Origin of the sequence: Pyramidobacter piscolens W5455, assembly GCF_000177335.1 — a bacterium.
In the GTDB taxonomy this organism is placed as follows: Bacteria; Synergistota; Synergistia; order Synergistales; family Dethiosulfovibrionaceae; genus Pyramidobacter; species Pyramidobacter piscolens.
Genome location: NZ_ADFP01000117.1, coordinates 1 through 13,305, shown reverse-complemented (window position 1 = coordinate 13,305; position 13,305 = coordinate 1). Strand labels below are relative to the sequence as shown.

At 60.0% G+C, this 13,305-nt stretch carries 6 protein-coding genes and 1 tRNA gene; all 7 read left to right on the top strand.

Annotation, left to right across the window (positions count from 1 at the left end; translation table 11 throughout):
• Positions 1-530, top strand: a 530-nt coding sequence (locus tag HMPREF7215_RS09855; RefSeq protein WP_009165710.1) for an L-threonylcarbamoyladenylate synthase, incomplete at its 5' end; no start/stop codon positions are given.
• 84 nt (positions 531-614) lie between these two features.
• Positions 615-701: transfer RNA gene (locus HMPREF7215_RS09850), tRNA-Leu, on the top strand.
• A gap of 246 nt (positions 702-947) precedes the next feature.
• Positions 948-4,637 (top strand): DNA-directed RNA polymerase subunit beta, encoded by a 3,690-nt coding sequence (gene rpoB, locus HMPREF7215_RS09845; protein WP_009165709.1) that lies wholly within the window; start codon positions 948-950, stop codon positions 4,635-4,637.
• Positions 4,638-4,752: 115 nt separating this feature from the next.
• Positions 4,753-9,885 carry a DNA-directed RNA polymerase subunit beta' gene (rpoC, locus tag HMPREF7215_RS09840; RefSeq protein ID WP_009165708.1) on the top strand — a complete coding sequence of 1,711 codons (5,133 nt, stop codon included), beginning with the start codon at positions 4,753-4,755 and terminating at the stop codon, positions 9,883-9,885.
• A 409-nt stretch (positions 9,886-10,294) separates the two neighbouring features.
• Entirely contained in the window at positions 10,295-10,666 is a 372-nt protein-coding gene (rpsL, locus tag HMPREF7215_RS09835) for a 30S ribosomal protein S12 (protein WP_009165707.1), read from the top strand.
• Between the two features lie 20 nt (positions 10,667-10,686).
• Positions 10,687-11,157, top strand: a complete 471-nt coding sequence (gene rpsG, locus HMPREF7215_RS09830; RefSeq protein WP_009165706.1) for a 30S ribosomal protein S7 — start codon at positions 10,687-10,689, stop codon at positions 11,155-11,157.
• 20 nt (positions 11,158-11,177) lie between these two features.
• The gene (fusA, locus tag HMPREF7215_RS09825; protein WP_009165705.1) at positions 11,178-13,277 is read left to right on the top strand and encodes an elongation factor G; all 2,100 of its coding nucleotides are present in this window, start codon (positions 11,178-11,180) and stop codon (positions 13,275-13,277) included.
• Positions 13,278-13,305 lie beyond the last annotated feature (28 nt).

The window sequence follows — 13,305 nt, the reverse complement described above, 5'->3', positions numbered from 1 at the left end:
CCAACCGCAGCGGCCGCCCCAGCCCCACGAACGCGCAGACCGTGGCCGAGGACATCGGCTCCGCCGCGGCGATGATCCTCGACGCGGGCGAGTGCCGCGTCGGCGTCGAATCGACCGTGCTCGACGTCAGCGCCGCCGTGCCGGTGCTGCTGCGCCCCGGCGGCGTTTCTATGGAAGAGTTGCGGGAATTTCTCGGCGAAGTGGCGCTGCCCGTCGGCGTCAACGAACTGAAACGCTCGCCGGGCACCCGCTACCGCCATTACGCGCCCGCCGTGGAAGTACGCGTCTGGGAGCCGGGCGCGGCGTTCGCGTGGCCGGAACGGTTCACGTACATGGGCGTGGCGGCGTCGGAAAAACTCCCTGCGCGCCAGATCCATTTCGACGGCTTCGAAGCGTACGCCCACGGCCTCTTCTCGGCGCTGCGCGAGCTGGAAAAGGACGGTCTGCCCATCGTCGCCCAGTGGCCGCCGAGCGGCGGCATCGGCCGGGCGCTGCGCGACCGCATCTCCCGCGCCGCGGGGCTGGCCTGAGACGAAAAAAAACCCGGTGAAAAAAGTTTTTGGGGGCTTGTCAAAATCGAAAAGATCTGTATAATAACCACGTGTTCAGGAAACGCCCGGGTGGCGGAATTGGTAGACGCGCTAGATTCAGGTTCTAGTGGGCACTAGCCTGTGGGAGTTCGAGTCTCCCCTCGGGCACCATCTTTTTTTTCAAGATGGCAATGTCACCGATACGCGAGGGCTGCATCAAGCATTGCTTGGTGCAGCCTTTTTTTGTATTTTGCGCGGCTTTTTTCGCGGCGCGCCGCCCTTTTTGTAAACGGCGGCGAAGCCCGTGGGCGACGGATTAACCACTTAAATTCACTGAACGCTGAAAGTGGAGAAATCCGTGTCGAAATTTTCTTTCTAGTGAGACTTTTATTCTGGATGTGTGGAGGTTGAACACGCATGGCTGAGTTTGTTCCGGTGAGCAAGGGGCGTCAGCGTCTGATTTTCGGCAGCGGGCACGATGTAATCCCGCTTCCCGACATGGTGGAAGTTCAGCGCGAGTCTTACCGCAGTTTTTTCCAGGAAGGCGCAGCGCCGGAGGATCGCGAGTCCGTGGGCCTTCAGGAGCTTCTCGACGAAATTTCCCCGATCAGCAATTTCGACGGCAGTTTCCGTCTTGAGTTCCTGGGCTACGAGATCGACGAGCCTTCCATGTCGCAGGAGGAAGCGAAGCGCCGTGACTGCACGTGGCACCGTCCGATCAGGGCCAAGGTGCGCCTGCACAACGACCGCGCGCAGGAAGTGCGCGAGGAGGAAATCTACCTCGGCGACTTCCCCGTCATGACTCCGCGCGGCACCTTCATCATCAACGGCACCGAGCGCGTCGTCGTCAATCAGCTGGCCCGCAGCGCCGGCGTTTATTTCAAGTCCGAACCCGGCGCCTCGGGCGCGCAGAATTATTCGGCGAAGATCATCCCCGAGCGCGGTGCCTGGGTGGAGTTCGTCATGGCCGGCGATTCGCTGTCGGTCAATATCGACAGCCGCCGCAAGCTGCCCGCCACGCTGCTGCTCAAGGCCTTCGGCCTGGGCACGAACGAGGAGCTGCTCAAGGCGTTCGGCGGCGTTGTGGAAGATCTGGACATCGTCACGGAAGAAGCGGCCGGCCGCCTTCTGGCCGAGTCGGTCACCGATTCCCGCGGGCAGGTGCTGCTCCACGAGGGGACCCGGCTTGACAAGGACGGGCTCGAGCTGCTATGGGAGCAGGGACGCACGTCGCTCAAAGTGTGGAATGTAGCGCCGATCTTCGTCTCCGCGCTTGAAAAGGAGAACGCCAACAGCACCGACGAAGCGCTGCTGGAGATCCTGCGCCGCATGAGGCCGAACGAGCCCGTGCGCATCGAGGGCGCGCGCGAATACTTCGACGAACTGTTCCTCGACGTGCGCCGTTACACGCTGGGGCGCGTCGGGCGCTACAAGCTGAACCGCCGCCTCGGCCTGAGCCTGAAGAAAGACGAGTACCTGCTTACGCTCGACGATCTGGTCCGTATTGTCAAGGGGCTGGTCGCCCTGCGCGACACGGAGGAGCAGCGCGACGACATGACGTTCCCCGAGATCGGCGAGGAGCGTGTCGACGACATCGACCATCTCGGCAACCGCCGCGTCCGCTCCATCGGCGAACTGCTGCAGAGTCAGCTGCGCATCGGCATGCTGCGTCTCGAGCGCATCGCCAAGGAACGCATGACCACTGTGGCCGACCTCAGCAAGGCCATGGCCCGCGATTTGATCAACGTGCGTCCGCTGGCGGCCGCTCTGCGCGAGTTCTTCGGTTCGGGACAGCTGTCGCAGTTCATGGATCAGAACAATCCTCTTTCGGAGCTGACGCACCGCCGCCGCCTTTCGGCCCTGGGCCCCGGCGGTCTGAGCCGCGAGCGCGCCGGATTCGAAGCCCGCGACGTTCACTACACCCACTATGGCCGCATCTGTCCCATCGAGACGCCCGAAGGTCCGAACATCGGTCTGGTGACTTCGCTGGGTACCTACGCGCGCCTCAACGAGTACGGCTTCCTGATCACGCCGCGCCGCCCCGTCAAAAACGGCGTGGTCTCCACGAAGGCGGAAGACGTCGTCTATCTGTCCGCCGACGAGGAGGACAACTATTACGTCGGCCGCGCCAACACGCCCTTCGATCCGCAAACGGGGCGCCTGACGGAAGACGCCGTGTACGCCCGCTACAAGGGCGATATCGTCAAGATCGCTCCCGAACAGGTGGATTTCCTCGACGTATCTTCGAAGCAGGTCGTGTCGGCTTCCGCCGCGCTGATCCCGTTCCTCGAGCACGACGACGCCAATCGCGCTCTGATGGGTTCGAACATGCAGCGTCAGGCCGTGCCTCTGCTGCTGCCCAAAGCTCCTTTTGTCGGCACCGGCATCGAAGAGCGCGTGGCCCGCGATTCCGGCTGCTGCGTCTATTCTTCCTGCGACGGCTCCGTCACCTATGTCGATTCCGACCGCATCGAAGTGACCGACGACAACGGCGGCCGCCATGAATTCGAACTCGACAAGTTCCTGCGCTCCAATCAGGGGACCATCATTCACCAGCGTCCCACGGTCGACGTGGGTGACAGGGTAAAAACCGACGAATTGCTGGCCGACGGCCAATCCGTCGACGGCGGCGAGCTGGCGCTCGGGCGTAACGTGCTCATTGCCTTCGTGCCATGGGAAGGCTACAACTACGAGGACGCCATCCTGCTCAGCGAAAAGCTCGTCAAGGAAGACTATTTTTCTTCCATCCACATCGAAGAGTACGAGATCGATTCCCGCGACACCAAGCTTGGCCCCGAGGAGATCACCCGCGACATCCCCAATGTCGGCGAAGACGCGCTGCGCAATCTCGACGAGGACGGCGTGGTGCGCATCGGCGCCGAGGTCAACCCCGGCGACATCCTCGTCGGCAAGGTCACGCCCAAAGGCGAGGCCGACCACAGCCCCGAGGAAAAACTGCTGCGCGCCATTTTCGGCGAAAAAGCCGGCGAAGTGCGCGACACGTCGCTGCACCTGCCTCACGGCACGCGCGGCAAAGTCGTTTCCGTCAAGCGCCTCAACCACGTCGACAATCCCGAGTCGCTCAGCCCCGGCGTCAACGAGGTCATCAAGGTCTACGTGGCCCAGTGGCGCAAGATCACCGTCGGCGACAAGATGTCGGGACGCCACGGCAACAAGGGCGTCGTTTCCCGCGTCCTGCCCGTGGAGGACATGCCCTATCTGCCCGACGGCACGCCCGTCGACGTCTGTCTCAACCCTTTGGGCGTTCCCAGCCGCATGAACCTCGGCCAGGTGCTCGAAGTCATCCTCGGCTTCGTCGCCCTCAAGAACGGCTGGAACGTCGGCACCCCCGTGTTCGAGGGCGCCACGGAAGAGGAAATCTACAAGATGCTGCAAGAGATTTCCGACCGCGACCCCGACCTGCGCGGCAAACTGTCGTCGGGCGGCACGATCCGCCTGCGCGACGGGCGCACCGGCGACCTGATGGCCGAGCCCAGCACCGTTGGCGTCATGTACATGCTCAAACTGAACCACCTCGTCGACGACAAGCTGCACGCCCGTTCCGTCGGGCCGTACAGCCTGATCACGCAGCAGCCTCTGGGCGGAAAGGCCCAGTTCGGCGGCCAGCGCTTCGGCGAGATGGAAGTCTGGGCCCTGCAGGGCTACGGCGCCGCGCACGTGCTTCAGGAAATGCTCACCGTCAAGTCCGACGATATCCGCGGCCGACTCAAGACCTACGAAAAGATCATCAAGGGGCAGAACCTCACCAAGCCCGGCGTGCCCGAGAGCTTCAAAGTGCTCGTCAAGGAACTGGAAGGCCTGGGGCTGACCGTTTCCATCGATTACAGCGACGGCACTTCCGGCCCGCTCCCGATCGACGACGATGACGACGGCCCGCGCCGTCCCAGCGACATTGACAACATCACCGCCAGCGATATGATGTTCGCCGCCGCAGCGGACTTGCCCGCTCAGCCGGCGGAACGAAACGCTGCGGGATCCGGCGGTGAGGAGGAGTCCGAAGCGCTGCCGGATGCGGATGAAGCGAACGCCGGCGGCGAGGAAACGGCGGATCCCGAAGCGCGGGAAATGCCCAACCCGAACGAGTAAACGACAAAAAGAAAAGCGGGAGAGCGCTGTCGCTTTCTCTCCCGCTTCCGAACGTTTCCCGGTCTCGTATTCGTCTTTTCGTCATTTATTGGATAGAAATGGAGTGATTCTCCTTATGAATAAAGAAATCGTCGGAATCCGTCTGCGCCTGGCCACTCCCGACCAGATCCGGGAACTGTCCCATGGCGAAGTCAAAAAGCCCGAAACGATCAACTACCGCACGTTGCGTCCCGAACGCGACGGCCTTTTCTGCGAGCGCATCTTCGGGCCGACCAAAAGCTACGAGTGCGCCTGCGGCAAGTACAAGAAGAGCGGTCCCAAGTTCAAGGGCGTCGTCTGCGACCGCTGCGGCGTCGAAGTCACCGACAACCGCGTGCGCCGCGAGCGCATGGGACATATCGAACTGGCGGCTCCCGTCGTGCACATCTGGTATCTGCGCGGCATTCCCAGCCGTCTCAGCCTGCTGCTGGGCACGCCCACCAAAATGCTGGAGCGCGTGGTCTATTTCGCGCCGCTGCGCAAGCGCGAGGCGGCCTACAAGATCGTCATCGAGGGCAAACGTCCCGACTTGGCCGCCAAAGACGACGTGATCTCCGAATCGGAGATGCGCGTCCACGCTCATTACGACCCCAAATTCAAGGCCGAAGAGGCGTACCGCATCCTCTCCACGGACGACGTGCCGCTTGCCGCCGGCGACGTGATCAGCGCCAACCAGCTGGCCCGTTACCAGTCGGAATGGGGCGAAGACTCTTTCTCGGCGGAGCCGGCCTACACCATCCTCTCCCTCAACGGTGTCACCGCCGGCGATGTATCCGTGCTGACCGCCGCCGGACTGATCGCCGAGACGCGCGTCGACCACAAATGGACCATCGGCGACAACATTTCCGAATCAGATCTCGCAGCTCTGCGCGAAGACGGCAACACCGTCGAAGCCGAACGCCGCAAGACGGGCTCTCAGGACAGCTACGTCGTCACCTCGGTGACTCATCTGCCCTACAGCAAGGGACAGATTCTCTCCCAGTCGGAACACACCCTGTTCCAGGAAAAATATCCGCACCGTTTCACCTCGCAGCTTGAGAGCGTCGTCGTCGAGGATCCCTGTTACCTGGTCATCGACGAGGGCGAATCGCCGTTCTCCGAATCCGACATCATCATCGAGCGCGAACAGTACCTGTGCTCGGCTTACGATCCCAAGTTCAAGGCCGGCATCGGCGCCGAAGGCGTGCGCGAAAAGCTTTGCGCCATGAATCTGAACCATCTCGTCCAGGAACTGCGCGAGGAACTTTCCGAAACGACAGGACAGAAGCGCCGCAAGATCGTCAAGCGCCTTCAGGTGGTGGAGGACTTCCGCAAGGGCGACTGCGCGCCCCAGTCCATGGTGCTCGAAGTCTTGCCCGTTATCCCCCCCGACCTGCGCCCCATGGTCCAGCTCGACGGCGGCCGCTTCGCCACATCCGACCTCAACGATCTGTACCGCCGCGTCATCAACCGCAACAACCGCCTCAGCAAGCTGAAGGAACTCAAAGCCCCCGAGATCATCATCCGCAACGAGAAGCGCATGCTTCAGGAATCCGTCGACGCCTTGATCGATAACGGCCGCATGGGCAAGGCCGTGCTCGGCGCCGGCAACCGGCCGCTCAAGAGTCTTACCGACTTGCTGCGCGGCAAGAAGGGCCGTTTCCGCCAGAACCTGTTGGGTAAGCGCGTCGATTATTCCGGCCGTTCCGTTATCGCCATCGGCCCATTCCTGCGCCTGTACCAGTGCGGGCTGCCCAAGCAGATGGCGTTGGAGCTGTTCAAGCCGTTCGTCATCCAGAAGATGGTCGAGAAGGGGATCGCCACCAACGTCAAAAACGGCAAGCGCATGATCGAGCGCGGCAACGAAGAGATCTGGGGCATCCTCGAAGAGATCATCAAGGATCATCCCGTCATGCTCAACCGCGCCCCGACGCTGCACCGTCTGGGCATTCAGGCTTTCGAGCCGATCCTCATGGAAGGCAAGGCCATCCGCCTGCACCCCATGGCCTGCACGGCCTTCAATGCCGACTTCGACGGCGATCAGATGGCCGTCCACGTGCCGCTGTCCATCGAGGCCCAGACCGAGGCCCGCATGCTCATGCTGGCCGCCAACAACCTGCTCTCCCCCGCCAGCGGCAAGCCCATCGTCTCGCCCACCCAGGACATTCTGCTCGGCGTCTACTACATCACCAACATGGTCTCCGGCCTCAAGGGCGAGAACACTTATTACGACAGTCTCGACGACGTGATGACCGCTCTCGACCACGGTGCGGTGCACGTCAACACGCGCATCTATCTGCGCTGGGATCCCGAATGGAAGCCGCTTACCAAAAAAGGCATGGAGGACAGCGATTTTCTCGATCCCAAGACCCGCAAGTGGCTGATCACGTCGCCGGGGCGTGCCCTCTTCAACCTGCACCTCAATCCGCGCCTGCGTTTCGTCAATTTCCAGATGGGCAAGAAAGACCTCAGCGCCATGCTCGACAAGGCCTACGATTATCTCAGCCATATCGAGATGGTGGACACGCTCGACTCGATCAAGAACCTCGGCTATCATTGGGCTTGTCTCAGCGGCCTGAGCTTTCAGATGCAGGCTATCGTCATTCCGCCCGAGAAGCAGCAGCTCGTCAACGAGTCGCTGGATGTCGACGGACGTATCCGCGACCAATACGAGATGGGAATTCTCACCGAAGACGAATATCTGCGCCAGAAAGAAGAACTGTGGTCTGGCGCGGCCGGCAAGATCGGCGACTCCATCATGGATCACATGGCCGTTACCAATCCCATCCGCATGATGGTCGAGTCCGGTGCTCGAGGCAGCAGAGGACAGCTGGCGCAGATGGCCGGCATCCGCGGCCTGATGGCCGACCCGACGGGACGCATTATCGATTATCCGATTACCACGAACTTCCGTGAAGGCATGAACATGCTGGAGTACTTCATTTCCACCCACGGAGCCCGCAAGGGGTTGGCCGATACGGCCCTGCGCACGGCCAAGTCGGGATATCTGACCCGCCGTCTGGTCGACGTCGCCCAGGACATCATTGTCCTCGAAGAAGACTGCCACACCAGCAAGGGCATCAAGATCGAACCGATGAAGAGCGACGGCAAGGTCGTCATCCCGCTGAGCGAGCGCATTGCCGGGCGCACCAGCCTCGAAGACATCGATCATCCCGTCAGCGGCGAGCGCATTGTCAGCAAGAACGAACTGATCTCGCCGGACAAAGCCGTTGAAATCGAGAACATCCGCGAACACATCTGGGTCCGCAGCCCGCTGAGCTGCGAGTCGCCCTACGGCATCTGCCGGAAGTGCTATGGCGTCGATCTGTCCAGCCGCAAGATGGTCAACATCGGCGAAGCGGTCGGCGTCGTCGCGGCGCAGTCCATCGGCGAGCCCGGCACTCAGCTGACCATGCGCACGTTCCATACCGGCGGCGTGCGCATTTCCGGAGAGGACATCACCCAGGGTCTTCCTCGCATCGAACAACTTTTCGAGGCGCGTCGTCCCAAAAAAGTCTCCTATCTGGCAGGGCTCAACGGCAAGGTGGCCGAAGTGCGCGAGCTCGAGGGCAAGCGCAAGGTCATCATCGAAGGCACGCCCAACGACAGCGATGTCGTGCAAAAAGTTACCTATAGTATCCCCGCTTCTCAAAGCATTCTGGTGGAAGAGGGGGATGAAGTCAAATCGGATACCCTGATCACCGACGGCTACATCGACCCTCAGCAGCTGCTCGAGGTCGAGGGGCAGGAGGCCGTGCAGAAATACTTGGTGGACAGCATCCAGGAAGTTTACCGTTCGCAGGGCGTCTCCATCAACAACAAGCACATCGAGGTCATTCTGCGCAAAGTCGCTCCGATCAACCGCCTGCGCGTCATCGACGAAGGCGACACTTCGCTGGTGGCGGGCGATCTGGTCTGGGCTTCCGACGTGCAGAAAGAGATCGACGAGCTGACGGCGGAGAACGAGCGCAATCTTGAAGAGGCCGTGAAAGCGCTCTCCGGCAAGATTTTCCTCGGGCAGGAAGGCGTCCATCCCACGCCGGAGATCACGAGCCGCCAGAAGACCGTCATCGACCGTCCGTTGGTCGAAGAGCTTCTCAAAGCCGGCACGCCCATGACCAAGCTCCATCTGCTTGACGGCGACTGTCCGTTGGACGTCATTGTCGGCGAAGCTTCATTCCGCGCGCGCTTAAAGGGATTCCAGCCTGTAGAACCCATCACCTGCGCCGACGGCACGGTGATTCCCAACTCTTGCGAGCTGACGTTGCAGGACTTGACTCGCATCACGGCCACACCTTCGGAACCCCATTTCTATCGTGACGTGGAAACTCTGCGCAAACTCACTGACGCGGCCTATTTGGCCAAAGATGTTTCGATAGGCGGCAAGGTGATCGCCAGAACCAATGACTTAGTCAGCGGCGAGCTGGTGCAGAAGCTCAGCGGCAATCCTGTCAGAAGCATCCGCATCTGGAAGAACGTCCAGCACATCGACGTCATAGATTATCTTCAGGAACGCCTGATCAGCACTCATTGGGGCAAACTTTTGAGCGCCGCTTTCGACGCCGAAGGCAACCCCGTGCCCAACATGCCCAGGATCGTCGACGCATCGGTGATTCGGGCCATCCTGCAGAGCAAGATCAAGACTCTGGCATTGCACGACAGCGACAGGCCCATTCATCTCGACGAGTATCTGGCCCAAGCGCTCATTAACGCCGTTGTCGGCAAAGTCACTCTGGACGTCGTCGATCTTGGCGAGGGCAAGGGCAGTATTCCCGCCGGCGTTACGCTCACGGAAGAGCACGCTGCGCGCATCATTGCCGGTCGCGTGCCGAAGTTGAGTCTGCGCCCAGCCTCGCCGCAGAGCGAAGAGGTGGCGCTGATCTCGCGCGTGTCCTATGTGCGCAAGTTGCGCGTCCCGCCTCTGTGCAAAAAGTTCATTCACGGCATCACCAAGGCGGCTCTCGCCACGGAGAGCTTCCTGAGCGCCGCATCCTTCCAGCAGACCGCCCAGATTCTTGCCGGCGCGGCTGTGCGCAGTCAGGTCGATCATCTGATGGGACTCAAGGAGAACGTCATCATCGGTCACCTGATTCCTGCCGGGACGGGGATCGAACGCTTTCAGAGTCTTAAGGTTTCCAGCAGGTTCGTACCCGCCGCAGAAGCGGAGAACGCCGATGACGCTTCGGAAAAACAGCTGTCTGAAGGCGCTGAAGTTCCGGCGGACGAGTGAGAATTTAAAAAAATCAAATCCGTAAGTTTAAAACACTGAAGGAATTGGTTGAAATGCTCGATGCGGGGCGTGCTAAAAGCTTGACATTAGCGCGCCCCGTTGCTATTATCTCTTGGTGTCTTTCGTGCGAGGGTGAACTGTGTCCTTTTATCGGGAACCGCGATGATTCCAAGGATGCGCGCTCTTTCCCTCGGGAAAGGTGAACGTCTGGGACCATTTTGGTTTAATCTGCCGTGGATCAAGCCCCAAGGCTTGAGTAAACGAATGCTCTCGAGAGAGGCTGGTTTTCTTCCCCGCGCGGAACTTATCCAGACAACCCCGGACCGGTGTACATCATACGGAAGACAGCCGGAGAAGTTGTTCTTCGGCGAAGTCCAATAGAATTTTTTCGGAAGAAGGAGGAAATAGCGTGCCAACAATCAATCAGCTCGTGCGTAAGGGACGCGTCGCTGCGACCTACAAGTCGGCGTCTCCCGCGCTGCAGAACTCGCCCGTTCGCCGCGGCGTCTGCACCCGTGTCTACACCGTGACTCCCAAGAAGCCCAACTCGGCTCTTCGTAAGGTGGCCCGTGTCCGTTTGACCAACGGCATTGAAGTTACGTCCTACATCCCCGGCGTCGGACACAATCTGCAGGAGCACTCGGTGGTCCTCGTGCGCGGCGGTCGTGTTAAAGATCTTCCCGGCGTCCGCTACCACATTGTCCGCGGAGCTCTCGACTGCGGTGGCGTTGCCGATCGCAAGCGCAGCCGCTCCAAGTACGGCGCTCGCCGCCCCAAGTAAGTATTTAAGGAGGAAATTTCATGCCGCGTAAAGGGCATATCAAAAAACGTGAAACCATCGCTGATGCGACCTATAACAGCGTTGTCGTCACGAAGTTCATCAATACTCTGATGCTTGACGGCAAGAAGAGCACGGCGGAGGGCATTATGTACGGAGCTCTCGAAAAAGCCGCCGAGAAGCTGAAAGTTGAGCCTATGGCTCTGTTCGAGAAGGCTATGGAAAACGTCAAGCCCGCGGTCGAGGTCCGTTCCCGCCGCGTCGGCGGCGCGACCTATCAGGTCCCCGTCGAAGTCGCGCCTGCGCGTGCGCAGGCGTTGGCCATCCGCTGGATCATTTCCTATGCGCGCAGCAAAAAAGGCATGCCTATGGCGGAGCGTCTTGCCCGCGAACTGATGGACGCCTACAACAATGAAGGCAGCTCCGTCAAAAAGCGCGAAGACACTCACAAGATGGCTGAGGCCAACAGAGCCTTCGCTCATTACCGTTGGTAGTCAGCTTCTGGTGATGTTCCATGCTGACTAAAGATCTGACGAAAATCCGCAACATTGGCATTGCCGCCCATATCGACGCCGGAAAGACCACGACCACGGAACGTATTCTGTTCTACACGGGCGTGAATTACAAGATCGGCGAAACTCACGACGGCACCGCGACCATGGACTGGATGGCCCAGGAGCGCGAACGCGGGATCACCATCACTTCCGCCGCTATTACCTGCCAGTGGAAGGATTGTTTTATCAATATTATTGACACTCCCGGCCACGTGGATTTTACGGTTGAGGTGGAGCGTTCTTTGCGCGTCCTCGATGGCGCTGTTTCCGTCTTCTGTGCGGTCGGCGGCGTTGAGCCTCAATCGGAAACGGTCTGGCGTCAGGCTGATAAGTACAAGGTCCCTCGCATCGCGTTCATCAACAAGATGGATCGTGTCGGCGCGAACTTTTTTGGCGTTGTGAGCCAGATTCATGATCGTCTCGGCGCCCGCGCCGTTCCCGTGGTTCTGCCTATCGGCGCGGAGGATTCGTTCCAGGGCGTCGTCGATCTTCTTCAGATGAAGGAGCTCGTTTATGTCGACGAGTCGGGCGCGCATCCTGAGCTTCGCGACATCCCCGCCGATATGCTCGACGACGCGAAAATGTATCGCGAGAACCTGATCGAGCAGCTGGGCGACGTCGACGACGAGATCATGAACATGTATCTCGAAGGACAAGAGCCGACGGTCGAACAGCTGAAGGCGGCTATCCGCCGTCAGACGATCGCGCTCAAGTTCGTGCCCTGCTTTTGCGGCAGCGCTTTCAAGAACAAGGGCATTCAGCCCGTACTTGATGCGGTTATCGATTATCTGCCCAGCCCTGTTGACATCCCCGCAGTCGAGGGAACTTCCCCTGATGACGAGACCAAGGTGATTGAGCGCCATCCTAGAATGGACGAGCCGCTTTCGGCTTTGGCCTTTAAGGTTGCTGTTGACCCCTTTGTCGGGCGTCTGACGTTTTGTCGTATTTACTCCGGCACGCTTCATACCGGTGATACTCTTTACAACCCTGCAAGCCGCAAGCGCGAACGTATTGGCCGCATCCTTCTGATGCATTCCAATAAACGCATTGACATCGACGACGCCAGCGCCGGTATGATCGTGGCCCTGCCAAGCCTCAAGAACACCCGTACAGGCGATACGCTCTGCGATGAGAACAATCCCGTGGTTCTTGAGAGCCTGACGTTCCCCGCCCCTGTCATCACTCTGGCGGTCGAACCCGCGACGACCGAGGACAAGACCAAGCTGGCCAAGGGGTTGATCGCTCTGTCTGACGAGGATCCGACCTTCGTTGTCAAGGATAATGAAGAGACGGGGCAGACGACGATTTCCGGCATGGGCGAACTTCACCTTGACATTATCGTCGATCGCCTGCGCCGTGAATTTGGCGTTCACGTGAACGTTGGCCGTCCTCAGGTTGCTTACCGTGAGGCCATCCAGAACCGCGTCGAAAAGGTTCAAGGCAAGTTCGTCCGTCAGAGCGGCGGTCACGGACAGTACGGTGATTGCGTCATCAACATGGAGCCTTTGCCTGACGGACAGGAAGGCTTTGTGTTTGAGGACGATATCGTCGGCGGCGTCATTCCTCGCGAGTTCATCCCCGCCTGTCAGAAGGGTTTCGAAGAAGCCATGGGCAGCGGTGTGCTGGGCGGGTTCCCCGTCATTGGCGTGAAGGTTGAGTTAGTGTACGGAAGCTATCACGAAGTCGACTCTTCGGAAATGGCCTTCAAGATCGCGGCTTCGATGGCTTTCAAGGAGGCCATGAGAAAGGCCAGTCCTACGCTGATGGAGCCAATTATGTCCGTCGAAGTCGTGACCCCGGAAGATTACGTGGGCGACGTTATGGGGGATCTTTCGTCTCGCCGTGGCCGTGTCGACGGTATGGAAATGAGAGCGAATGCCCGTGCCATCAAAGCTTATGTGCCCCTTGGCGAGATGTTCGGTTACGCCACCGATTTGAGAAGCAAAACTTCGGGGCGCGCCAACTACACTATGCAGTTCGACCATTATGAGCCGGTCCCCAAGAATGTTGCCGAGGCGATCTTGAACCCCAGCGGCGCTGAGTCCGCTGGCAAGAAGTAAATTTCTAGGAAAAACTAGGGAGGAAAAA